This is a genomic window from Desulfosporosinus sp. HMP52, assembly GCF_000765145.1.
In the GTDB taxonomy this organism is placed as follows: domain Bacteria; phylum Bacillota; class Desulfitobacteriia; order Desulfitobacteriales; family Desulfitobacteriaceae; genus Desulfosporosinus.
In genome coordinates, this window is the sequence record NZ_JMGA01000016.1 from 83,360 (window position 1) to 105,932 (window position 22,573).

The window sequence follows — 22,573 nt, forward strand, 5'->3', positions numbered from 1 at the left end:
TCCTCTTATTTCATAAATCCTTGATAATGCCTCGACATAAGTTGGGATTCAATTTGTTTCATCGTATCGAGGGCAACCCCAACCACAATCAGAAGGGATGTTCCACCAAAATAGATGTTCTTGAGTCCTGTAAGTCCAATAACTAGTGTCGGTAGGACTGCAATCAAAGCTAGAAATAAACCACCTGCGAGAGTTATACGGTTTAATACTTTTGTTAAATATTCTGCCGTTGGTCGCCCAGGTCGGAGGCCGGGGATGAATCCCCCATACTTCTTCAAGTTGTCCGCTACATCTACCGGATTAAAGGTGATAGATGTATAGAAGTACGTAAAGAATAAGATGAGCGCACCATAAAGCAGAAGATAAGGGATTGAAGTGATACTGCCATTCATGCTGAACCATGTGTTGACAAACCTGGCAAAACCGGAAGTTGGTGTCCAAGATGCAATTGTCTGCGGAAACGCAAGCAAGGACATTGCAAAGATAACCGGAATAACCCCTGCTTGATTAACCTTTAGAGGAATATGGCTGCTTTGCCCTCCATAGACTCTACGGCCAACAACTCTCTTTGCATATTGTACAGTTACACGACGTTGCCCTTCTTGAACATAGATAACTCCTGCTGTAATAAACACTACAATAATGAGCAATCCAATAATCGACAGTGCATTGATCTCTCCAACTCTTAACATTTCCCACAAGGATGCTAGTGCAGAAGGAACACGAGAAACAATTCCTGCAAAGATGATTAGAGAGATACCGTTTCCAATCCCCTTTTCGGTAATTGCCTCTCCAAGCCACATTAAGAAGGCTGTTCCGGCAGTTAGTACAAGTGCTATCAGTAGATAAGTCGGCCATTTCATTGCTGGGCTGGCAACATTTACAGCAGCACGTATACCGTAGGTTAAACCAAAGGCTTGGATGAATCCAAGAGCAACGGTACTATACCTAGTATACTGCGTTATCTTCTTACGTCCAAAGTCGCCCTCTTTAGAGAGACGCTCAAGGGTGGGAATGACGATGGTCAAAAGCTGAAGAATGATGGAAGCAGTAATATAGGGAGTAATGCTAAGTGCGAAAACAGAGAGACTTTTGAATGAGCCTCCTGAGATCGTGTCCATAAAGTTCATCATGGCTCCTGATCCGAACATCTGATTTAGAAGTTCACGATCAATAAAGGGAGTTGGAATATGTGCCCCGATTCTAAAAATCAAGAACATCAACAAAGTATAACCGATTTTCTTCCTGAGATCCGCTACATTCCATGCATTCTTCAGGGAATCGACACTCATACTATTCCACCTCTACTTTTCCACCCGCCGCAACTATCTTCTTTGCCGCTGCTGGGCTGACTTTGTCAATTTTGACGGTCAGAGCTTTGGTCAAATCCCCAGTTGCAAGAATCTTCACGCCATCCTTAACAGCTTTGATTAAACCGATTTCAAAGAGGCTTTCAATCGTAACTTCAGATCCGTCCTCAAAACGTTCTAAGTCACGAACATTCAATGCAATTATTTCTTTTCTTGAGATATTTTTAAAGCCGCGTTTGGGCATCCTGCGAAACAATGGATTTTGTCCACCTTCAAAACCAGGACGTACTCCGCCACCAGCTCGCGAATTCTGACCTTTGTGTCCTTTACCGGACGTTTTGCCATGTCCGGAGCCAATTCCACGGCCTAAACGCTTAGGGGCATGTGTTGATCCCTCAGCAGGCTTTAGTTCATGCAGTTTCATGCTGACCCACACCTCCTTTTATTGAGCTAGTGTTTCTACCGTAACCAAATGCATGCATTTGCGAACCATTCCTAGAATTCCAGGACTGTCCTCATGAATTGCACTTGATCCTACTTTTCCTAAGCCGAGTGCTTGTAACACTTTGTGCTGTGCTTGTGAATAACCGATTGGGCTCTTTGTCAGTGTCACTTTGATTTTCATGACCGAACCTCCTTAACCTAGAACTTCTGCTACGGTCTTGCCTCGGAGTTTGGCAATCTCTTCTGGACGCTTAAGAGATTTTAAGGCTGTCATCGTCGCATTAACCATATTATGCGCATTAGCTGAACCCAATGACTTCGCTAAGATGTCATGAACTCCAGCAACCTCTAGAACTGCACGAACAGCTCCGCCTGCAATAACTCCAGTACCTTTTGAAGCCGGCTTTAACATTACTTGTCCTGCACCAAAAACTCCGATGATAGGATGAGTAATAGTAGTTCCGTGCATAGGAACACTGATGAGGTTCTTTTTAGCATCTTCAATTCCTTTACGAATTGCCTCAGGAACTTCTCCAGCTTTCCCCAGTCCAGCACCAACACGTCCGTTGCCGTCTCCGACTACAACAAGAGCGCTAAAGCTAAAGCGGCGTCCACCTTTTACAACTTTGGCCACACGGGCAATATGAACAACCTTTTCAATCATGTCTGATTTATTAGCTTCGAACTTCGCCAATTTGAAAATTCCTCCTTTACCCAAGCTTAGAAGCTAAGTCCAGCTTCTCGCGCTGATTCCGCTAATGCTGAGATTCGGCCGTGATAAACATTTCCTCCACGATCGAATACTACTTTCGTAATTCCTTTTTCAAGAGCCTTCTTCGCAACTAGTTCGCCAACCTTTTGAGCGCCAGCGGTGTTTCCGCCTGACAATTCTGCTGCTTTGAACTCTGGGTCGAGTGAAGAAGCCGCAACAAGTGTTACTCCGAGCTCGTCATTAATTACTTGAGCATAGATATGATTCAAGCTCCGAAACACTGCTAAGCGAGGACGCTCGGCAACTCCGACTACATTCTTACGAATACTCTTATGCTTTTTCATGCGAATTGCCTTACGATCAATGCGCTTTATCAAAGGGAACACACTCCTTTCACGTTGGCAAGAGATTTTGCCCTTGCCTAGTTTTTATTACTTCTTACCGCCTTTTTTACCACCGGTCTTACCAACCTTACGACGGATTATTTCACCTTCGTATTTAATCCCCTTGCCTTTGTAAGGCTCAGGCAGTCGCTCTGAACGTACAATAGCGGCAAAAGCACCTACGAGCTCTTTATCCATCCCTTTGATCAAAATCTTGTTAGGTGCCGGGACATCAAAGTCAATTCCTTCAAAAGGAGTAAGCTCTACCGGGTGAGATTTTCCTACGGTTAAAACTAGCTTGTTTCCTTGCTTTGCAGCACGATATCCAACCCCGACCATGTCGAGACCCTTCGTAAAACCGTTCGTAACACCTTCCACCATGTTGGCAATCAGGGTACGAGTCAGTCCATGCAGAGAGCGGCTTAGGGGTTGATCATCTGGCCGTGCAACAATGATTTGCGAGTTTTCCACGGAAATGTTCATTAATGAATGGAGTTCCCTGGTTAATGAACCTTTTGGTCCGCTAACTGTAACAACGTTATTCTCTATTTTGAAGTCCACACCACTGGGGATGCCAATGGGGCGCTTGCCAATTCTGGACATTCACTGCACCTCCGTTGAAAATTACCAAATGTAGGAGATTACTTCTCCGCCTAGGCCCTCTTTGCGAGCATTTCTATCAGTCATTATCCCCTTAGAAGTGGAGATAATTGCGATTCCGAGTCCTCCAAGAACTTTAGGGATTTCATCCTTCTTCGCATATACACGAAGTCCTGGACGGCTTATCCGTTTTAGCCCTGTAATAACACGCTCGCGATTTGGTCCATATTTCAAATACATACGAATCACGCCTTGTTTATCGTCGGCAATATATTCTACGTCCTTGATATACCCTTCTGCTTTGAGCAGTTCCGCAAGCTCTCTCTTAATACGAGATGCTGGCACCTCAACTTTATCGTGGTAAACCATTCCAGCGTTGCGGATACGAGTTAAAAAATCTGCTATCGGATCTGACATTGACACTTAAGTCGTCCCCCTTCCTTACAATGTTTTACCAACTGGCCTTCGTGACTCCAGGAAGTTCCCCTTTGTGAGCTAACTCCCGGAAGCAAATCCGGCATATTCCGAATTTCCGCATGTAAGCATGGGGACGTCCACAAAGCTTGCATCGGTTATGCGAACGCACTGCGAATTTTTGTCCACGATTTTGGCGGACAACCATTGATGTCTTAGCCACGTTCTCGAACCTCCTTTTCTCTAATCACGGTACGGCATTCCGAATCCACGAAGCAATTCACGTGCCTCTTCATCGGTTTTTGCCGTTGTTACAAAGACTACATCCATTCCACGGAGCTTATCGATCTTATCGTACTCTATTTCAGGAAAGATCAGTTGCTCCTTAATTCCTAACGTGTAGTTGCCACGTCCGTCAAACGCCTTTGCTGAAATACCGCGGAAGTCACGAACACGAGGCAAGGCTACGTTTAAAAGACGATCCATGAATTCATACATACGTTGACCACGTAAGGTCACTTTACATCCAATGGGCATTCCTTCGCGAAGCTTAAACGCCGCAATGGACTTCTTAGCCCGGGTAACGATCGGCTTTTGCCCAGCAATTTTCATAAGATCTCCAACAGCAGAATCAATAGCCTTGGAGTTTTGAACAGCTTCACCGACACCCATGTTGATAACGATTTTATCAACTCTAGGAATTTGCATTACATTTTTATAAGCAAACTTCTGCTGTAGAGCAGGAGCAATTTCGTTTAGGTATCTATCATGCAGACGAGCCACTAAGGTCCCTCCTTTCGCGATTAGTGTTTATCCGGAAGAGTCTCACCGCAATGTTTACACACGCGGAATTTTCCTTCTTCAGTTACCTTAAAGCTCACACGAGTCACGGATTTGCACTCTTGACAATATAACATTACATTTGAGCTGGCCATAGGAGCTTCTTTCGAAACAATGCCGCCTTGAGGCATGCTTTGAGAGGGTTTAGTATGACGTTTTACCATATTAGCCTTCTCAACAACGACTCGGCCCTTTTTACGAATTACATCAATGACTTTGCCCTTTTTACCAGCATCCTTGCCGCTGATCACCATGACGTAGTCACCTTTTTTTACGTGTATCTTATTAGGTTGTACCTTATGCTTAGTAGCAGCCACTTTCTTCACCTCCACCCATCATGGGTCTTAGATAACTTCCGGTGCTAAGGAAATAATTTTCATGTAGTTATCCCGCAGCTCACGTGCTACTGGTCCAAAGATACGAGTACCGCGAGGGCTCTTGTCATCTTTAATCAGTACAGCTGCATTTTCGCTAAACCGAATATAGGATCCGTCGCTGCGGCGAATTTCTTTCGTTGTCCGCACTACAACAGCTTTGACGACGTCTCCCTTTTTAACAACGCCCCCAGGCGTTGCTTGTTTAACAGAAGCTACAATAATATCTCCAATCGTTGCATATCGACGCATTGATCCGCCGAGCACACGAATACACATCAACTCTTTAGCCCCTGAGTTGTCGCCAACTCTAAGCCTAGTTTGTACCTGGATCATTCCATTGACCCCCTTCCGAACAAATATCAGATTTAGAGAGCAACTGATCTCTCAGTTATCTCAACTACGCGCCAGCACTTATCTTTACTTAAGTGGCGAGTTTCCATGATCGTGACAGTGTCCCCGATACGGGCTTCATTGTTCTCGTCATGAGCCTTATATTTTTTCGTTCGTGTAATTGATTTTTTGTAGATCGGATGACTCTCCGTTATTTCAACTAACACAACGACAGTTTTGTTCATTTTGTCGCTGACAACTTTGCCAGATCGAACTTTACGTTGGGCTCTTTCCACGTTAGAATGCCTCCTTTCTCGCCTTAGGCACGTTCAATCTTCAACTCACGCTCTCGAAGAATCGTTTTACCGCGGGCTATTCCTTTGCGGACTTCACGAATTCGCATCGGGTTATCTAATTGTCCCGTTGCTAACTGGAAACGCAAATTAAACAGTTCTGTTTTAAACTCGTCGATTTCCTTTAGTACTTCTTCATTTGTTAAATCACGGAAATCTTTAGTTTTCATTTGCGTCACCTCCTTCTTGATCTGCACGAGCAACGAACTTGCACTTGATAGGGAGTTTATGCATAGCAAGACGTAATGCCTCACGGGCTTGTTCCTCGGTTACGCCGTTTAATTCAAACATTACACGGCCTGGCTTTACAACAGCTACCCAGTACTCCGGTGAACCTTTACCACTACCCATACGTGTTTCAGCAGGCTTAGCTGTAATAGGTTTGTCCGGGAATATTTTAATCCAAACTTGACCACCACGTTTAATGTAACGTGTCATGGCAATACGAGCTGCCTCGATTTGACGGTTAGTGATCCAGCCTGCTTCCATTGCCATAAGACCGTATTCACCAAACGTAATTTTATTTCCTCGTGTAGCCTTTCCTGTTAAGCGTCCACGATGTTGTTTCCGATGTTTCACTCTGGTTGGGACTAGCATCTAGTTTCCTCCTTCCACCTGAGCGACGACCTTCTTGGCGGGAAGAACTTCACCTTTATAAATCCAAACTTTGATACCAATTTTTCCATACGTGGTATTTGCTTCGGCAAATCCGTAATCAATATCTGCACGTAGGGTGTGAAGGGGTACTTTTCCCTCATGATACCATTCAGTTCGGGCAATTTCGGCTCCTGCCAAACGGCCGCTGCATTGAATTTTAATACCTTGAGCGCCCTGTCTCATTGTCCGACCAACTGTTTGCTTCATTGCACGACGGAAGGATACACGCTTCTCAAGTTGTAATGCAATGTTTTCTGAAACCAGTTGTGCGTCAAGTTCAGGCTTTTTGATTTCAACGATATTTACAGCTACTTGCTTGCCAGTGATGGCTTCAAGTTGTTTGCGTAAGTTTTCGACTTCTGTACCGCCACGTCCGATAACAATACCGGGTTTTGCAGCATAAACAGATACCTTAACTCGGCTAGCTGCCCTTTCGATTTCAACTTTAGGGCATCCTGCTTGTTTAAGTTTATTTTTGACGAACTCACGAATCTTCAGGTCCTCATGAAGAAGTTCCATGTAGTTCTTATCTGCATACCAACGGCTTTCCCAGTCCCGGATGATTCCGACGCGGAGGCCTTTGGGATTTACCTTTTGACCCACAGCTTAGCCCTCCTTCTTCTCGCCTACGACCACAGTTATGTGACTCGTCCGTTTCCGGATTTGGTCAGCACGTCCCATAGCCCGAGGCTTGATACGTTTTAAAGTCGGTCCTTGATCCACACATATTTCTGTAACATACAGTTCATCAGCATTCATGTCGTAGTTATGCCCCGCATTCGCGACTGCAGACTTCAGTACTTTAGTCACATCGTCAGTTGACCCTTTAGCGGTAAACTGAAGGATTGCGAATGCATCACTGACTTTCTTGCCACGAATCAAATTAACAACTTGGCGTACCTTACGAGGAGAGATACGTACATATTTTGCCACTGCTTTTGCTTGCATGTGCCTTAACCTCCTCTCGAATTATCGTAAGCCGCTGGATTTTTCACTGCCAGCATGGCCCTTATAGGTGCGTGTAGGCGAAAACTCTCCTAGTTTATGACCAACCATGTCTTCTGTAACATAGATAGGAACATGTTTTCGTCCATCGTGAACCGCAATGGTGAGTCCGACCATTTGCGGGAAAATTGTTGAGCGTCTGGACCACGTCTTAATAACGCGCTTGTCACCTGATTCGTTCATTGCTTCTACACGTTCAAGTAAACGAGCTTCGACGAAAGGTCCTTTTTTAAGAGATCTGCTCATTCATGGGCCTCCTTTCGACTACTTACTGCGCCGCTTCACAATAAAGCGATTCGACGGATTCTTTTTCTTTCGGGTCTTAGCACCCAGTGCAGGTTTACCCCAAGGTGTACATGGGTTGCGGCCAATCGAGTTACGGCCTTCTCCACCACCGTGTGGGTGGTCACAAGGATTCATAACAGATCCACGAACAGTTGGGCGAATACCCATCCAGCGTGATCTTCCCGCTTTACCAACATTAATGTTTTCATGGTCGAGATTTCCGACTTCACCGATTGTTGCTCTGCACTCAATACGGATCATTCTCATTTCGCCTGATGGAAGTCTTAAAGTAGCATATGAACCTTCTTTAGCCATAAGTTGGGCTGATCCACCAGCTGAGCGAACCATTTGCGCGCCCTTGCCAGGCTTCATCTCAATGTTGTGCAACACTGTACCAACCGGGATATTCAGAAGCGGAAGTGCATTCCCTACTTTAATGTCTGCATCCGGACCGGATACAACGATTTGATCAACATGTAATCCGTTCGGTGCTAAAATATAGGATTTAAAGCCATCTTGATAATACAATAACGCAATATTAGCAGAACGATTTGGATCGTATTCGATGCTCGCTACTCGAGCAGGAATTCCGTCTTTATTACGTTTAAAGTCAATAACACGATACTTACGTTTATGTCCGCCGCCTTTATGGCGTACACTTAAACGGCCATCGTTATTGCGACCCGCTTTTTTAGTCAGTGATTTGACTAATGAGCGTTCTGGTTCAGTTCTAGTCAGCTCTTCAAAAGTCGAAACAGTCATGTTACGACGACTTGGAGAGGTTGGTTTAAACGTCTTTATTGCCATAGGTCTTCCTTATCCTCCTTTGCTTCAAGCTGCTTATAGGCCTGCGAAGTTTTCAATCTTATCTCCAGCTTTTAGCGTAGCAATCGCTTTTTTGCGGTCCGATGTCTTGCCTTGATATTTTCCAACCCGTTTCATTTTTCCTTTAACAGATAATGTGCGGATTTCAACCACGGTTACTTTAAACATCTTTTCGACCGCAGCTTTGATTTCGATTTTATTCGCTGCAGGATCTACCCAGAAGGTGTACTTATTTTCTTCGACAAGCCCTACTGACTTCTCGGAGATTACTGGACTTTTGAGGACATCACGTGCGTCGCGCATTACGCTAACACCTCCTCTGCTTTAGTTACTGCCGCTTTAGTCATCACAAGAATGTCATGATTAAGTAGATCTACTATATTCATTCCAGCTACATCCATAGCTTTGACACCCTCAATATTTCGTGCAGAACGAAGCACTGCCTCATCTGCATTATCCATTACGATGATTGCTTTCTTGTCAACATTAAGAGCTTTAAGCACTTTCACGATTTCGCGTGTTTTAACTTCGCTCAGACTTAATGCATCGAGGACAATCAACTGTTGCTCTAACACTTTCGATGAAAGCGCCGAATATAAAGCCAATCGACGGACTTTCTTAGGAAGTTTAAAACCATATTTACGTGGTTTCGGAGCGAAGATTACACCGCCGCCTCTCCACAATGGTGAGCGAGTACTTCCAGAACGCGCACGGCCCGTTCCTTTTTGACGCCACGGTTTACGTCCACCCCCGCGAACTTCGCCGCGTAACAGAGCGGATTGAGTTCCGCGTCTTTCAGAGGCTAATTGCGAGACAACTGCTGAATGAAGAACATGAACATTCGGAGTGATCCCAAACACATTGTCACTGAGTTCAATTTCTCCGACAGCTGCACCTTGCATATTTACTACTTGAACTTTCGGCATTGCTTATTCCTCCTTTCCCAGTGTTACTTCGCCTTGACAGAAGGCTTCAGAATGAGCAACGACTTATTCGCTCCAGGGACAGCCCCTTTAATCAAGATCAAGTTTTTATCCACATCAACCCGGATAACCTCCAGATTTTGTACCGTTACACGTTCGCCACCCATACGTCCTGGCAGCACACGACCTTTGAAAACTCGAGCCGGGCCTTTCGCGCCAAGGGAACCTGAACGTCTGTGATACTTAGAACCATGAGCCATTGGTCCACGACTAGCGCCATTACGCTTAATCATGCCCTCAAACCCTTTTCCCTTTGATTTGCCTACAACATCAACTTTGTCGCCAACTGAGAATAGATCAACTTTAACTTCTTGGCCAATCTCATAGCTATCAACATCGTTAACACGAAACTCACGAACATAGCGCATCGGCTTTAGTGAAGCCTTTGAGAAATGTCCTTTTTGAGGCTTGTTGCTCAAGCCATCGCGAAGAATAGAAAAGCCCACCTGAATAGCATTGTAGCCATCTGTTGCCATCGTCTTCTTCTGAACTACCGGACAGGGTCCTGCTTCAACAACAGTAACCGGAACCACACGTCCTTCATCCGTAAATACCTGAGTCATACCAATTTTTTTACCCAAAATTCCTTTTGACACGAATGCCACCTCCTAAACACTTTGAAGTGCGCCGGATTTCTCCAGAGCACGAAAATGTTTTTTTATTTTATTGTTGGATCGACCCGGCAGCAACTCCACGCAGCCGGGTGTTTCACGCAACAAACATAACGATAGTATATCATATAATAATACGATATGCTAGTAAAAAATTAGCTAATTACAACTTAATTTCGATATCTACGCCTGCTGGTAAATCTAATCGCATAAGTGCATCAACCGTTTTAGGCGTCGGCTCAAGAATATCAATAAGCCGTTTATGAGTGCGCATCTCAAATTGTTCACGTGAATCCTTATTGACATGCGGCGAACGCAAAATCGTGTAAATACTTTTCTCTGTCGGCAACGGAATTGGTCCACTAACCTGTGCGCCTGTCCGTTTAGCAGTTTCGACAATACGTTCTGCTGATTGGTCAAGAGTCTTGTGATCAAATGCTTTCAGGCGGATTCTGATTTTTTGGCTCATAAGTTATAACTACCCCCTCATAATTCCCGTTATACGGGTTTCGAGCGTAAAAATTCCCTGTCCGAGCGGAGTCACTCGACCAGCAACCTTTTACGCCATTCCAGAAGTCAGATGGCAAAGACTAGATAATTTGTAGTGATATGATCCAGCGATCAAACCACCGACTAGCTTTGCTCTTCCTTCAATGACGAGAGGAAAGTCTCCTCTCGTCATTTGAGTCTTATCAAGACCTAATTATTTAGCAGCAATTTTTGCTACGATACCTGAACCAACAGTACGGCCACCTTCACGGATAGCGAAGCGGAGTCCTTCTTCCATAGCGATTGGAGTGATAAGTTCAACTTCAATCGTTACACGGTCTCCAGGCATAACCATTTCGACACCCTCTGGAAGAGTGATTACGCCAGTAACGTCAGTAGTACGGAAGTAGAATTGTGGACGATAGTTATGGAAGAATGGAGTATGACGTCCACCCTCTTCTTTATTAAGAACGTACACCTCACCAGTAAACTTGGTGAATGGTTTAATGGATCCAGCTTTTGCTAAAACTTGACCGCGCTCGATGTCTTTACGCTCAACTCCACGGAGGAGTGCTCCGATGTTGTCTCCTGCTTGAGCTTGATCAAGCAATTTGCGGAACATTTCAACGCCGGTTACAACGCTCTTACGAGAAGCTTCAGCTAATCCAACGATTTCAACTTCGTCTCCGACTTTAACGATACCACGCTCAACACGGCCTGTAGCAACAGTACCACGACCAGTAATCGTGAATACATCCTCGACTGGCATTAAGAAAGGCTTGTCAGTGTCACGAGCTGGAGTTGGTATATAGGAGTCAACTGCGTCCATTAGATTCCAGATCTTTCCACACCACTCGCATTCACGCGTTCCGCAACCACATTGAAGTGCTTTGAGTCCTGATCCAGGAATGATGGGAACATTGTCGCCATCATATTCTTGAGCAGTTAAAAGTTCACGTAGTTCCATCTCAACGAGCTCGATAAGTTCCGGATCATCAACCATGTCGACTTTATTAAGCCAAACTACAATGCTAGGAACACCTACTTGGCGAGCTAAGAGGATGTGCTCACGAGTTTGTGGCATTGGGCCATCAGCTGCGGAAACACAGAGGATTGCGCCGTCCATTTGAGCAGCACCGGTGATCATGTTTTTAACATAGTCAGCGTGCCCTGGGCAGTCTACGTGAGCATAGTGACGATTGTCAGTTTCATACTCAACGTGTGCTGTTGAAATGGTAATTCCACGCTCACGCTCTTCAGGAGCCTTGTCGATTTGATCAAACGCTGTAGCAACTGCGCCACCGTGTTTGGAAAGTACAACGGTAATAGCTGCCGTTGTTGTAGTTTTACCATGGTCAACGTGACCAATGGTTCCTACGTTAACATGAGGTTTTGTACGTTCGTATTTAGCTTTTCCCATTTTTTTCACTCCTTTAAAATACTTTGAAATTTTATAATTCAGGGAGATACGAGAGCAAGAATTTCAAATTGTTCCCGCCTCGCGTCTCCAACCCCGCTTATGACCCTTGGCGTTTAGCAATAATACCATCCGCAATGTTTTTGGGAACTTCCTCGTAGTGGTCAAACTGCATTACATAGACCCCTCGGCCTTGAGTTGCAGAACGCAAGTCGGTGGAATAACCAAACATCTCAGAAAGTGGAACATATCCACGAACAACTTGAGTGTTGCCCCGTGCTTCCATTCCTTCAATCCGTCCTCTACGTGAACTAATATCCCCTATGACATCTCCCATATATTCCTCGGGAACGGTCACTTCGATTTTCTCAATTGGTTCAATGATTACAGGATCTGCCTTGAGTGCACCGGCTTTAAAGGCCATAGATCCAGCAATCTTAAAAGCCATTTCAGACGAGTCAACATCATGATAAGAACCATCATATACAGTTGCACGCATGTCGAGAAGTGGGTAACCGGCAAGAATACCATTTGCCATTGCCTCTTCAATACCAGCACCAATAGGATTGATGTATTCTCTCGGAATAACACCCCCGACCACTTTGTTAACAAATTCAAAACCACTACCGGGTTCAAGCGGTTCCAGTTCGACCCAACAGTGACCGTATTGTCCACGACCACCTGACTGACGTACGAACTTTCCTTCTGCTTTAACAGTACGGCGGATAGTTTCTTTATAAGCAACTTGTGGCCGACCAACATCACACTGAACCTTAAATTCACGCTGCAGGCGGTCAACGATGATCTCCAGATGAAGCTCACCCATACCTTCAATAATTGTCTGCCCGGTTTCTATGTCAGTGTGCATTCTGAAGGTTGGATCTTCTTCCGCTAAGCGGCCGAGAGCCCCACCCATTTTTTCTTGGTCTGCTTTAGTCTTAGGCTCAATCGAGACTGAGATAACAGGTTCCGGGAACACCATTTTTTCTAAGATGATCGGACTTTTTTCGTCACATAAGGTATCCCCAGTTGAAGTATCTTTCAAGCCGACAGCAGCGGCGATATCACCGGAGCGGACTTCTTGAATATCTTCTCTATGGTTAGCGTGCATTTGGAGTATGCGTCCAATGCGCTCGCGTTTTCCCTTAGTTGAGTTGAAGACATAAGAACCTGCACCTAAAACTCCGGAGTAGACCCGGAAGAAAGCAAGTTTTCCAACAAATGGGTCTGCCATGATCTTAAAGGCCAGTGCGGAGAAGGGCTCAGTATCAGATGCTGTCCGCTTGTCTTCAGCCCCAGTATCAGGATGTACACCATTAATTGGAGGAACGTCAAGAGGAGATGGCATATAATCTACAACTGCGTCGAGCAGAGGTTGTACGCCTTTGTTCTTGAACGCAGAACCACATATAACAGGAATGAATTTATTACCGACAACACCACGACGTATACCATCGCGAATTTCTTGCTCGGTTAGTTCTTCCCCTTCAAGGTACTTCATCATCAGTTCTTCACTGGTTTCTGAAACCGCTTCAATCAGCTTCTCCCGATACTCAGTGGCTAAATCAACCATATCCTCAGGGATCGCACTTTGTTCGGCTGTTGTACCTAAATCATCTGTATATACAACTGCGTTCATGGTTACTAAATCGACAATTCCTTTGAAGTTCTCCTCAACACCGATCGGCAACTGAATTGGAACCGGATTTGCTCCCAAACGATCAGAAATCATTGATACGCCCCGGAAGAAGTCAGCACCTAAGCGGTCCATCTTGTTAATAAATGCGATACGCGGAACTTTATATTTATCCGCTTGACGCCATACAGTTTCGGATTGTGGTTCAACGCCACCAACCGAACAAAACACAGCTACAGCACCGTCAAGTACACGTAGGGAACGTTCCACTTCCACTGTGAAGTCCACGTGCCCTGGTGTGTCAATTATGTTGATCCGATTGCTTCTCCATTGGCATGTTGTGGCAGCGGATGTGATAGTAATACCACGTTCTTGCTCCTGAACCATCCAATCCATCGTCGCGGCGCCATCGTGAACTTCTCCAATTTTATGCACACGCCCGGTGTAAAAAAGGATACGTTCTGTTGTTGTCGTTTTACCCGCGTCAATGTGAGCCATAATTCCTATATTGCGTGTATTCTCGAGTGAAAATTGTCTTGCCATTGAGAATCCCCCTTTCTGTCAAAATAAGTGTGTCTCAAATTACCACTTGTAATGCGCAAAAGCCTTATTGGCCTCAGCCATTTTGTGCATATCATCTTTTTTCTTAACAGATCCACCAGTATTATTAGCGGCATCGAGTAATTCACCGGCAATCTTCTCTTGCATTGTCTTCTCGCCTCGTTTACGAGCCATAGCGACAAGCCAGCGAAGTGCTAGTGTTGTACGACGCTCAGCACGTACTTCAATGGGAACCTGATAGTTAGCTCCACCAACACGACGAGCCTTAACTTCTAATACCGGCATAACATTTTTCAGCGCAGTACCAAAAACTTCAAGCGGATCTTTACCCGACTTTTCCTGAATCATATTAAACGCGCCATAGCAGATAGCTTCGGCCGTACCCTTTTTACCATCTAACATAATTTGATTGATGAACTTTGTCAGAGTTTGATTCTTGTAAATCGGATCTGGCAGAACATCCCGTTTAGCAACATATCCCTTACGTGGCATTTGGCAACCTCCTTTGTATCAATATATTTAACAATTCAACAGTTCGTCTTAGGCTTTCTTAGGACGTTTTGCACCATACTTAGAACGCCCTTGCATACGTTTTTGAACGGCAGTTGTATCCAAAGCGCCACGAATAACGTGATAACGAACACCAGGGATGTCCTTAACACGACCACCACGAATAAGAACTACAGAGTGCTCTTGTAGGTTGTGACCAATTCCAGGGATATAGGTCGTAACCTCAAGTCCATTAGTTAAACGCACACGAGCGACCTTTCGAAGCGCTGAGTTAGGCTTCTTAGGAGTCGTGGTATAAACCCTAGTACAAACACCCCGTTTTTGTGGGGATCCTCCTGAGGGATATTGCTTACGTTTAAGTGAGTTATAGCCCCACTGTAAAGCTGGAGCTGTAGATTTTTGTGCGACACTGCTACGTCCCTTACGGATAAGTTGATTAATTGTCGGCATGTCTCCGCCTCCTTTCTGGTAAAATCAATATACAAGGAATTGCTTGCCACAGCATCTAACAAGCAATTCCAAAATTCGCTGTATAGATTAGTATCTACTCATGTAATATAGCCGCGATAGCAGTACCTACCTCAATTCCGCATGCTTTCCCAAGTTCCTTCATTGTAGGAACTTCGACCAGCTCGATATTATGGCTATCGCACCATTCAATGACAGGTCGACGCACATGGCTTTCGGCATCTTTGGCCATATATACACGCCGAACACGCCCTTTTTCAAGGGCTCGCTGGGTTTGCTTTAACCCAACTGTCTTCTGTTTGGCGTGTTTGAAGGTCTCATCAAGCACCAAAATGCTTTCCCCCTTAATCACACTATAGTAGTTTAGCATTTGAGCCCTAACGTGTCAATAATTCGGTCCCATTTGCATCCATTGTTTTTACATTATGATATCTTAACATGCCCGTTCCGGCAGGAATTAACTTTCCGATGATCACATTTTCTTTTAGACCAAGCAATGGATCAACCTTTCCTTTGATTGCCGCCTCGGTAAGCACTCTGGTGGTTTCTTGGAAAGATGCCGCCGACAGGAAGGAGTCGGTAGCTAATGAAGCCTTTGTTATCCCCAACAGAACGGGGTGAGCAACTGCCGGTTCTCCACCTTCTGCAATCGCCTGGGCATTCTCATCTTGGAAATCAAAGACATCAATAAGCCCACCCGGAAGCAAGCTTGTGTCTCCCGCATCATCAATCTTCACTTTGCGAAGCATCTGACGTACCATAACCTCAATATGCTTATCGTTAATATCTACCCCTTGGAGTCTATATACACGCTGAACTTCTCCTAATAGATAGACTTGAACTCCCCGTTGTCCTTTGACCTTAAGCATATCATGTGGGTTAATACTACCTTCAGTTAATTCATCCCCAGCTTCGACTATCTGTCCTTCTTTGACACAAAGCCTGGAGCCATAGGGGATGGAATAAACGATGTGTTCATCCGCCTCTGTGAGAAGATCTACCTCACGTCGTCCCTTAATCTCGCTGATCGAGACTTTTCCGACTGTTTCTGCGATGATCGCTTGACCCTTAGGTTTACGTGCTTCGAATAGCTCCTCTACCCGTGGAAGACCTTGGGTAATATCATCTCCGGCAACCCCCCCGGTGTGGAAGGTACGCATGGTCAACTGAGTTCCAGGTTCCCCGATAGATTGAGCGGCAATAATCCCTACTGCTTCCCCCATCTCAACCGGTCTACCTGTTGCTAAATTACGACCATAACATTTCTTACATACTCCGTACCGTGATTTGCAGGTTAAGACAGAACGAATCACTGCCGAATCGAAACATTTTGCAATTTCAGCGGCTTGTTCTTCTGTCATTTCAGTATCCGGCGAAGCCAGGATTTCTCCGGTCTCAGGATGATGCAGATCCTCTAAGACAAAACGACCTACCAGACGATCTACTAATGGCTCGATAATTTCTGGGCCATCCTTGATATCCTCGACCATAATGCCATTTAAGGTTCCACAATCTTCTTCCCGTACAATCACATCTTGAGAGACGTCTACCAATCGCCGTGTCAGGTAACCTGAGTCAGCAGTTCTTAGAGCAGTATCCGCCAGACCTTTACGAGCACCGTGAGAAGAAATAAAGTACTCTAAAACCGTAAGTCCTTCACGGAAGTTTGCTTTAATAGGCAACTCGATAGTTCGTCCGGAAGGGTCTGCCATAAGTCCCCTCATTCCTGCCAATTGTCTAAGCTGCTGAATATTACCACGGGCACCGGATGTCGCCATCATATAGACCGGGTTAAACTCATCTAAAGAATCCATTAATGCTTGGGTTACAGTCTTTGTAGCTTTTGCCCAAGTATCAATGACTAGATTGTATCGCTCTTCGTTAGTTATTAAACCGCGTCGATATTGTAATTCCGTCTTGGCAACGGAAGCATCCGCAGCAGTGAGGATCTCTGTTTTCTCCTTTGGTACGGTAATGTCTGTTAAACCAACAGTCATACCTGCTCTAGTTGAAAACTTGAAACCTTGACTCTTCAGTCCATCCAACAATTGGGCAGTGGCTTCATAGCCTGCCTTACGATAAGTCTTAGCAACAATATCCGCAAGTCCTTTTTTGCCGACTACTTCATTGAAATATCCAATTTGAGGAGGGATGACAGAGTTAAAAATCAGACGTCCAACCGTTGTCTCCAACAGTTTTCCATCATTACGTCGAACTTTAATCTTAGCCTGCAAGTGAACTTCTTTAGTATCGTAGGCTAAAACAGCTTCGTCGTAATCCTTGAATATTTTCCCTTCGCCAAAAGCTCCCGGTCTCTGCATCGTTAGATAATAGGATCCTAATACCATATCCTGAGTAGGAGTGGCAACAGGTCTGCCATCTTTTGGGTTAAGGATATTATGAGCTGAGAGCATTAATAGTCTCGCTTCAGACTGAGCCTCTGCCGACAATGGCACGTGAACTGCCATCTGGTCACCGTCAAAGTCAGCATTATACGCTGTACAAACTAATGGGTGAATCTGCAGAGCTCGACCTTCGACCAAAATTGGCTCAAAGGCCTGAATCCCTAAACGGTGAAGAGTTGGTGCACGATTCAAAAGGACTGGATGATCTGAGATAACCTCTTCAAGAACATCCCATACCTCGGCACGCACCCGTTCGACCATGCGTTTAGCACTTTTGATATTATGTGCATGACCTTCATTAACAAGCTTTTTCATCACAAATGGCTTAAAGAGTTCCAACGCCATTTCTTTAGGCAGACCACACTGATGAAGCTTGAGATTTGGGCCAACGACGATAACCGATCGACCTGAATAATCCACCCGCTTACCTAATAAGTTCTGACGGAAACGGCCTTGCTTCCCTTTTAACATATCGCTGAGAGACTTAAGGGGCCTGTTTCCCGGGCCGGTCACAGGACGACCACGGCGGCCATTATCAATCAATGCATCGACTGCCTCTTGGAGCATTCTTTTTTCGTTTCGTACAATAATATCAGGCGCACCCAGATCTAATAGACGTTTTAGACGATTATTTCTGTTGATTACCCGACGATAGAGATCATTAAGATCCGATGTAGCAAATCGACCACCGTCCAGTTGCACCATAGGTCGTAGTTCCGGTGGAATTACCGGTACAACATCCATGATCATCCAGTCAGGACGATTGCCGGAGGACTTAAAAGCTTCTACAACTTCAAGACGACGAATAGCTCGGATTTTCCGCTGTCCGGATACTTCCTTTAGCTCAATTCGAAGTTCTTCATTGAGTTTTTCCAAATCCATTTCAGCGAGTAATTCTTTAACCGCTTCCGCGCCCATGCTGGCTTGAAAACGATCTCCATATTTATCACGATATTCCCTATACTCCGTTTCAGTGAGGAGCTGCTTCTTCATTAAAGAAGTATCGCCAGGGTCTGTAACAATATATGAAACAAAATATAACACTTTCTCCAAAGCACGTGGGGACATGTCTAAAAGCAACCCCATACGACTTGGAATCCCTTTAAAATACCAGATATGTGATACAGGAGCAGCAAGAACAATGTGTCCCATCCGCTCGCGGCGAACTTTTGAACGTGTTACTTCAACTCCGCAACGATCACAGACAATTCCTTTATAACGAACTCTCTTGTATTTCCCGCAGTGACACTCCCAATCTCGGGTAGGTCCAAAGATTTTTTCACAAAACAAACCTTCACGTTCCGGCTTTAAGGTTCGATAGTTAATAGTTTCAGGCTTCTTTACTTCTCCGAATGACCATTCGCGAATCATATCCGGAGAAGCTAAACCGATACGCATACGGTCGAAGTTATTGACGTCAAGCAATCCTTATCGCTCCTTTCGTCCGGGGACTAATTGAGATCGCCAAGATCTATATCTTCTTCCTCAAGGACTTCAACATTCAATTCATCGAGAGGATCTTCCTCGTCAACGCTCTCCTCCTCGTCTGCCTCTCCAACTACTCGGGTTGCGGGAAGCGGGAGTTCTTCATGCAGATCAATGCCAAGTTCCTTTGCGGTTTCCGTTATATCCTCATCAGTATCATGAATCTCAATTTCCCGATCATCTGCTGCCAAGACTCTTACGTCAAGACCCAAACTCTGCATTTCTTTGATTAATACTTTAAAGGATTCAGGAATTCCCGGTTCAGGAATATTCTCTCCTTTAACGATGGCTTCATAGGTTTTTACTCGGCCAACCACGTCGTCTGACTTAACTGTTAGGATTTCTTGCAGAGTATACGAAGCCCCATATGCCTCCAAGGCCCAGACTTCCATTTCTCCGAAACGTTGACCCCCGAATTGAGCTTTTCCGCCCAAGGGTTGTTGTGTAACTAAAGAGTAGGGACCTGTCGAACGAGCGTGAATCTTGTCGTCAACCAAATGGTGAAGTTTGAGAACGTACATATAGCCAACGGTAATTTTGCTGTCGAAAGGATCTCCCGTGCGTCCATCATAGAGCATGGTCTTTCCATCGCTGGAAAGGCCTGCCTTCTCTAAGGTTTCAAAAATATCATCCTCAGTTGCTCCGTCAAAGACCGGGGTCGCAATACGAATCCCCAAGGCCTTGGCAGCTCTTCCTAAGTGGGTCTCCAGAACCTGCCCGATGTTCATCCGCGAAGGAACACCTAAGGGATTTAACACCACTTCAATCGGTGTACCATCCGGCATAAACGGCATATCTTCTTGACGCATAACCCTCGAAATAACACCCTTGTTGCCGTGGCGACCTGCTACTTTGTCACCGACAGAAATCTTTCGTTTCTGAGCGATATACACACGCACAAGCTGATTAACACCGGGAGATAATTCATCCCCGTTTTCCCGGGTAAACACTTTAACATCAACTATTTTTCCGGCTTCTCCGTGAGGTACACGTAAAGAGGTATCCCGCACTTCACGAGCCTTTTCTCCGAAAATAGCACGCAACAAACGTTCTTCTGCCGTTAACTCCGTTTCACCTTTAGGAGTTACTTTTCCTACCAAAATATCTCCGGGACGAACTTCTGCACCAATACGAATAATTCCACGTTCATCCAGATCCTTCAGAACATCTTCCCCAACGTTCGGAATGTCGCGAGTGATTTCTTCAGGCCCAAGCTTCGTATCACGAGCATCTGATTCGTACTCTTCAATATGAATCGATGTATAATAATCTTCTCTAACCAGCTTTTCACTAATTAAGATTGCGTCCTCGTAGTTATATCCTTCCCAAGTCATGAAGGCTACTAAAACGTTCCTGCCTAAGGCCAACTCGCCATGGTCCGTTGACGGACCATCCGCAATAATTTGACCCGACTCAACTATCTCGCCCTTCTTAACAATTGGCCGCTGGTTAATACATGTACCTTGGTTAGAACGGGAATATTTAAGAAGTTTATGTTTTTCTGTCATCCCATCATCGCCAAGAACAATTATCTCATCAGCTGTTGCTCTTTTGATAACTCCGGCGCGCTTAGTGATGGCACAAACTCCCGAATCCTTAGCCGCCTTGTATTCCATTCCCGTACCTACATAAGGCGAATCAGTTCGCAATAAGGGTACTGCCTGCCGTTGCATGTTTGAGCCCATCAAAGCTCGGTTCGCATCGTCATGCTCCAAGAAAGGAATTAAGGCTGTAGCGATGGATACCATCTGTTTTGGTGAAACGTCCATATAATCAACCTGATTGGGCGATACATGCACAAAATCCGGTCCATGACGACCATCAATTTTCTCCCCTAAAAACTTTCCGTTCTCATCAAGAGGCGCGTTGGCCTGTGCAACGATATATTTTTCTTCCTCGTCTGCTGTCAAATAATGAATCTCATCCGTAACTCTGGCACCTTCCTTATCCGCTTTACGGTAAGGGGCCTCGATGAAGCCATAAGGATTAATGCGGCCAAAAGTACTTAAGGATCCGATCAGACCAATGTTGGGTCCTTCCGGGGTCTCTACCGGACACATCCTTCCATAGTGAGAATGATGTACGTCACGAACCTCAAAACCGGCACGCTCTCTGCTTAATCCTCCAGGCCCTAAAGCACTTAGGCGACGTTTATGAGTTAACTCCGCAAGGGGGTTCGTCTGATCCATAAACTGAGACAACTGGCTGCTGCCAAAGAATTCTTTAATTGCTGCTACGACGGGGCGAATATTAATGAGTACTTGAGGCGTAATGACCTCTACATCCTGAATCGTCATCCGCTCACGAACAACACGCTCCATACGAGATAGACCAATTCGGAATTGATTCTGTAGGAGCTCTCCGACCGAACGAAGTCTGCGATTGCCTAAATGGTCAATATCATCTCTATGACCTTCCCCATTCATTAACGCAAGCATCCGCTGTACGCTGGCAATAATATCACCACGAGTTAAATGTCGTACATCCATAGGGATATCGAGACCAAGCTTCTTATTGAGCTTATACCGTCCGACTTTAGCTAGATCATAGCGTTTAGCGTCAAAGAACAAAGCTTCGAGTAATGAACGAGCGCTGTCAACCGTCGGCGGTTCGCCGGGTCTTAACCGCTTATAGATTTCAACCAAGGCTTCTTCGGTTGACTCTGAGTTATCCCTTTCCAAGGTAGCACGGATATATTCATTATCATCAAATAACTCGAGAATTTGACCGTTGCTGGCATACCCTAAAGCACGAATCAGAACTGTGCCGGGCAGTTTTCGAGTCCGGTCAACTCTTACAAAGATATTATCATTAACATCCGTTTCAAACTCCAACCAAGCTCCACGATTTGGAATAACTGTAGCCCCATAAAGCTTCTTCCCACTCGGGTCAATTTGCTCTGAGTAATAGACTCCTGGTGAGCGAACAAGTTGGCTAACAATAACACGTTCGGCCCCGTTAATAATGAAGGTTCCCTTGTCTGTCATCAAGGGGAAATCTCCCATAAAGACTTCCTGTTCCTTCACTTCTCCAGTTTCCTTGTTGATCAGGCGTACCTTGACGCGAAGTGGCGCGGCATATGTAACATCGCGTTCTTTGCACTCCTCCACCTGATATTTAGCATCTCCTAGACTATAATCAACAAATTCTAGAACGAGATTGCCCGTGAAATCTTGAATCGGCGAAATATCGCGAAACATATCGCGCAGCCCTTCATCAAGAAACCAACGATAGGAGTTTTGCTGGATTTCAATTAAATTTGGCATGTCGAGAACCTCACGGATTCTGGAATAACTCCAGCGCTCTCGTGTCCCAACCTTAACAGGATAGAACATTTACGTTTCACCCCTCAGTGTGGTTTTCTCATTGAGGTCATAATATATTGACATATACAGCCAAAAGCAAGGCCTTTAAAAGAACCTCGCTTAACTGTTTATGATCTTTCAATATCATTCCGACAATTTCAAAGATAA

At 45.1% G+C, this 22,573-nt stretch carries 29 protein-coding genes; all 29 read right to left on the reverse strand.

Annotated features, from left to right (window positions below):
* Nucleotides 1-5: 5 nt before the first annotated feature.
* Nucleotides 6-1,292 carry a preprotein translocase subunit SecY gene (gene secY, locus DP73_RS05965; RefSeq protein ID WP_034598215.1) on the reverse strand — a complete coding sequence of 429 codons (1,287 nt, stop codon included), beginning with the start codon at nt 1,290-1,292 and terminating at the stop codon, nt 6-8.
* A 1-nt stretch (nt 1,293) separates the two neighbouring features.
* The gene (rplO, locus tag DP73_RS05970) at nt 1,294-1,734 is read right to left on the reverse strand and encodes a 50S ribosomal protein L15 (protein ID WP_034598217.1); all 441 of its coding nucleotides are present in this window, start codon (nt 1,732-1,734) and stop codon (nt 1,294-1,296) included.
* Between the two features lie 18 nt (nt 1,735-1,752).
* Complete coding sequence (gene rpmD / locus DP73_RS05975; RefSeq protein WP_014901251.1) at nt 1,753-1,935, reverse strand: 50S ribosomal protein L30; 183 nt, start codon at nt 1,933-1,935, stop codon at nt 1,753-1,755.
* A gap of 12 nt (nt 1,936-1,947) precedes the next feature.
* Nucleotides 1,948-2,448 carry a 30S ribosomal protein S5 gene (gene rpsE, locus DP73_RS05980; protein ID WP_014901250.1) on the reverse strand — a complete coding sequence of 167 codons (501 nt, stop codon included), beginning with the start codon at nt 2,446-2,448 and terminating at the stop codon, nt 1,948-1,950.
* A 26-nt stretch (nt 2,449-2,474) separates the two neighbouring features.
* Complete coding sequence (gene rplR / locus DP73_RS05985) at nt 2,475-2,843, reverse strand: 50S ribosomal protein L18 (protein ID WP_034598218.1); 369 nt, start codon at nt 2,841-2,843, stop codon at nt 2,475-2,477.
* Nucleotides 2,844-2,897: 54 nt separating this feature from the next.
* Nucleotides 2,898-3,452 (reverse strand): 50S ribosomal protein L6, encoded by a 555-nt coding sequence (rplF, locus tag DP73_RS05990; protein WP_034598219.1) that lies wholly within the window; start codon nt 3,450-3,452, stop codon nt 2,898-2,900.
* Nucleotides 3,453-3,473: 21 nt separating this feature from the next.
* Nucleotides 3,474-3,872: a 30S ribosomal protein S8 gene (gene rpsH / locus DP73_RS05995; RefSeq protein WP_014901247.1), complete on the reverse strand. Its 399-nt coding sequence runs from the start codon at nt 3,870-3,872 to the stop codon at nt 3,474-3,476.
* A 28-nt stretch (nt 3,873-3,900) separates the two neighbouring features.
* Nucleotides 3,901-4,086, reverse strand: a complete 186-nt coding sequence (locus DP73_RS22410) for a type Z 30S ribosomal protein S14 (protein ID WP_014182804.1) — start codon at nt 4,084-4,086, stop codon at nt 3,901-3,903.
* A 20-nt stretch (nt 4,087-4,106) separates the two neighbouring features.
* On the reverse strand, nt 4,107-4,646 hold the full coding sequence (gene rplE, locus DP73_RS06000) for a 50S ribosomal protein L5 (RefSeq protein WP_034598221.1): 540 nt from the start codon (nt 4,644-4,646) through the stop codon (nt 4,107-4,109).
* A gap of 20 nt (nt 4,647-4,666) precedes the next feature.
* Nucleotides 4,667-5,020, reverse strand: a complete 354-nt coding sequence (gene rplX / locus DP73_RS06005; protein WP_014901245.1) for a 50S ribosomal protein L24 — start codon at nt 5,018-5,020, stop codon at nt 4,667-4,669.
* A 27-nt stretch (nt 5,021-5,047) separates the two neighbouring features.
* Nucleotides 5,048-5,413, reverse strand: a complete 366-nt coding sequence (gene rplN, locus DP73_RS06010) for a 50S ribosomal protein L14 (RefSeq protein WP_014901244.1) — start codon at nt 5,411-5,413, stop codon at nt 5,048-5,050.
* A 32-nt stretch (nt 5,414-5,445) separates the two neighbouring features.
* Nucleotides 5,446-5,706, reverse strand: coding sequence for a 30S ribosomal protein S17 (gene rpsQ / locus DP73_RS06015; RefSeq protein ID WP_014901243.1), 261 nt, complete (start codon nt 5,704-5,706; stop codon nt 5,446-5,448).
* Between the two features lie 23 nt (nt 5,707-5,729).
* The gene (rpmC, locus tag DP73_RS06020; RefSeq protein ID WP_014901242.1) at nt 5,730-5,933 is read right to left on the reverse strand and encodes a 50S ribosomal protein L29; all 204 of its coding nucleotides are present in this window, start codon (nt 5,931-5,933) and stop codon (nt 5,730-5,732) included.
* Entirely contained in the window at nt 5,923-6,360 is a 438-nt protein-coding gene (gene rplP, locus DP73_RS06025) for a 50S ribosomal protein L16 (RefSeq protein ID WP_014901241.1), read from the reverse strand. The genes rpmC and rplP overlap by 11 nt, the downstream gene beginning before the upstream one ends.
* Nucleotides 6,361-7,023 carry a 30S ribosomal protein S3 gene (rpsC, locus tag DP73_RS06030; protein ID WP_014901240.1) on the reverse strand — a complete coding sequence of 221 codons (663 nt, stop codon included), beginning with the start codon at nt 7,021-7,023 and terminating at the stop codon, nt 6,361-6,363.
* Nucleotides 7,024-7,026: 3 nt separating this feature from the next.
* Complete coding sequence (rplV, locus tag DP73_RS06035; RefSeq protein ID WP_034598223.1) at nt 7,027-7,368, reverse strand: 50S ribosomal protein L22; 342 nt, start codon at nt 7,366-7,368, stop codon at nt 7,027-7,029.
* 21 nt (nt 7,369-7,389) lie between these two features.
* Nucleotides 7,390-7,671 (reverse strand): 30S ribosomal protein S19, encoded by a 282-nt coding sequence (gene rpsS / locus DP73_RS06040; protein ID WP_034598224.1) that lies wholly within the window; start codon nt 7,669-7,671, stop codon nt 7,390-7,392.
* An 18-nt stretch (nt 7,672-7,689) separates the two neighbouring features.
* Nucleotides 7,690-8,517 carry a 50S ribosomal protein L2 gene (gene rplB, locus DP73_RS06045; RefSeq protein ID WP_034598226.1) on the reverse strand — a complete coding sequence of 276 codons (828 nt, stop codon included), beginning with the start codon at nt 8,515-8,517 and terminating at the stop codon, nt 7,690-7,692.
* Between the two features lie 33 nt (nt 8,518-8,550).
* Nucleotides 8,551-8,838: a 50S ribosomal protein L23 gene (gene rplW / locus DP73_RS06050; protein WP_014901236.1), complete on the reverse strand. Its 288-nt coding sequence runs from the start codon at nt 8,836-8,838 to the stop codon at nt 8,551-8,553.
* Nucleotides 8,838-9,461, reverse strand: coding sequence for a 50S ribosomal protein L4 (gene rplD, locus DP73_RS06055; protein WP_034598228.1), 624 nt, complete (start codon nt 9,459-9,461; stop codon nt 8,838-8,840). The genes rplW and rplD overlap by 1 nt, the downstream gene beginning before the upstream one ends.
* A 23-nt stretch (nt 9,462-9,484) precedes the next feature.
* Nucleotides 9,485-10,114: a 50S ribosomal protein L3 gene (gene rplC / locus DP73_RS06060; protein WP_034598230.1), complete on the reverse strand. Its 630-nt coding sequence runs from the start codon at nt 10,112-10,114 to the stop codon at nt 9,485-9,487.
* Nucleotides 10,115-10,292: 178 nt separating this feature from the next.
* Nucleotides 10,293-10,598: a 30S ribosomal protein S10 gene (gene rpsJ / locus DP73_RS06065; protein ID WP_007778414.1), complete on the reverse strand. Its 306-nt coding sequence runs from the start codon at nt 10,596-10,598 to the stop codon at nt 10,293-10,295.
* Nucleotides 10,599-10,832: 234 nt separating this feature from the next.
* Nucleotides 10,833-12,038 carry an elongation factor Tu gene (tuf, locus tag DP73_RS06070; RefSeq protein WP_034598232.1) on the reverse strand — a complete coding sequence of 402 codons (1,206 nt, stop codon included), beginning with the start codon at nt 12,036-12,038 and terminating at the stop codon, nt 10,833-10,835.
* Nucleotides 12,039-12,135: 97 nt separating this feature from the next.
* Nucleotides 12,136-14,214, reverse strand: coding sequence for an elongation factor G (fusA, locus tag DP73_RS06075; RefSeq protein ID WP_034598233.1), 2,079 nt, complete (start codon nt 14,212-14,214; stop codon nt 12,136-12,138).
* A gap of 39 nt (nt 14,215-14,253) precedes the next feature.
* Nucleotides 14,254-14,724 carry a 30S ribosomal protein S7 gene (rpsG, locus tag DP73_RS06080; protein WP_014901231.1) on the reverse strand — a complete coding sequence of 157 codons (471 nt, stop codon included), beginning with the start codon at nt 14,722-14,724 and terminating at the stop codon, nt 14,254-14,256.
* 48 nt (nt 14,725-14,772) lie between these two features.
* Complete coding sequence (gene rpsL / locus DP73_RS06085; RefSeq protein WP_034598235.1) at nt 14,773-15,192, reverse strand: 30S ribosomal protein S12; 420 nt, start codon at nt 15,190-15,192, stop codon at nt 14,773-14,775.
* Between the two features lie 94 nt (nt 15,193-15,286).
* Nucleotides 15,287-15,538, reverse strand: a complete 252-nt coding sequence (locus tag DP73_RS06090; RefSeq protein WP_034598295.1) for a ribosomal L7Ae/L30e/S12e/Gadd45 family protein — start codon at nt 15,536-15,538, stop codon at nt 15,287-15,289.
* A gap of 49 nt (nt 15,539-15,587) precedes the next feature.
* Nucleotides 15,588-19,040, reverse strand: a complete 3,453-nt coding sequence (gene rpoC / locus DP73_RS06095; protein WP_034598238.1) for a DNA-directed RNA polymerase subunit beta' — start codon at nt 19,038-19,040, stop codon at nt 15,588-15,590.
* Between the two features lie 26 nt (nt 19,041-19,066).
* The gene (rpoB, locus tag DP73_RS06100) at nt 19,067-22,435 is read right to left on the reverse strand and encodes a DNA-directed RNA polymerase subunit beta (protein WP_034598240.1); all 3,369 of its coding nucleotides are present in this window, start codon (nt 22,433-22,435) and stop codon (nt 19,067-19,069) included.
* Between the last annotated feature and the right edge of the window lie 138 nt (nt 22,436-22,573).

Coding starts and splice junctions, on each gene's coding strand:
- secY (WP_034598215.1), bottom strand. CDS start 1,292: ATGAGTGTCGATTCCCTGAAGAATGCATGGAATGTAGCGGATCTCAGG.
- rplO (WP_034598217.1), bottom strand. CDS start 1,734: ATGAAACTGCATGAACTAAAGCCTGCTGAGGGATCAACACATGCCCCT.
- rpmD (WP_014901251.1), bottom strand. CDS start 1,935: ATGAAAATCAAAGTGACACTGACAAAGAGCCCAATCGGTTATTCACAA.
- rplF (WP_034598219.1), bottom strand. CDS start 3,452: ATGTCCAGAATTGGCAAGCGCCCCATTGGCATCCCCAGTGGTGTGGAC.
- rplN (WP_014901244.1), bottom strand. CDS start 5,413: ATGATCCAGGTACAAACTAGGCTTAGAGTTGGCGACAACTCAGGGGCT.
- rpmC (WP_014901242.1), bottom strand. CDS start 5,933: ATGAAAACTAAAGATTTCCGTGATTTAACAAATGAAGAAGTACTAAAG.
- rplP (WP_014901241.1), bottom strand. CDS start 6,360: ATGCTAGTCCCAACCAGAGTGAAACATCGGAAACAACATCGTGGACGC.
- rplV (WP_034598223.1), bottom strand. CDS start 7,368: ATGCAAGCAAAAGCAGTGGCAAAATATGTACGTATCTCTCCTCGTAAG.
- rpsS (WP_034598224.1), bottom strand. CDS start 7,671: ATGAGCAGATCTCTTAAAAAAGGACCTTTCGTCGAAGCTCGTTTACTT.
- rplB (WP_034598226.1), bottom strand. CDS start 8,517: ATGGCAATAAAGACGTTTAAACCAACCTCTCCAAGTCGTCGTAACATG.
- rplW (WP_014901236.1), bottom strand. CDS start 8,838: ATGCGCGACGCACGTGATGTCCTCAAAAGTCCAGTAATCTCCGAGAAG.
- rplD (WP_034598228.1), bottom strand. CDS start 9,461: ATGCCGAAAGTTCAAGTAGTAAATATGCAAGGTGCAGCTGTCGGAGAA.
- rpsJ (WP_007778414.1), bottom strand. CDS start 10,598: ATGAGCCAAAAAATCAGAATCCGCCTGAAAGCATTTGATCACAAGACT.
- tuf (WP_034598232.1), bottom strand. CDS start 12,038: ATGGGAAAAGCTAAATACGAACGTACAAAACCTCATGTTAACGTAGGA.
- fusA (WP_034598233.1), bottom strand. CDS start 14,214: ATGGCAAGACAATTTTCACTCGAGAATACACGCAATATAGGAATTATG.
- rpsG (WP_014901231.1), bottom strand. CDS start 14,724: ATGCCACGTAAGGGATATGTTGCTAAACGGGATGTTCTGCCAGATCCG.
- rpsL (WP_034598235.1), bottom strand. CDS start 15,192: ATGCCGACAATTAATCAACTTATCCGTAAGGGACGTAGCAGTGTCGCA.
- rpoB (WP_034598240.1), bottom strand. CDS start 22,435: ATGTTCTATCCTGTTAAGGTTGGGACACGAGAGCGCTGGAGTTATTCC.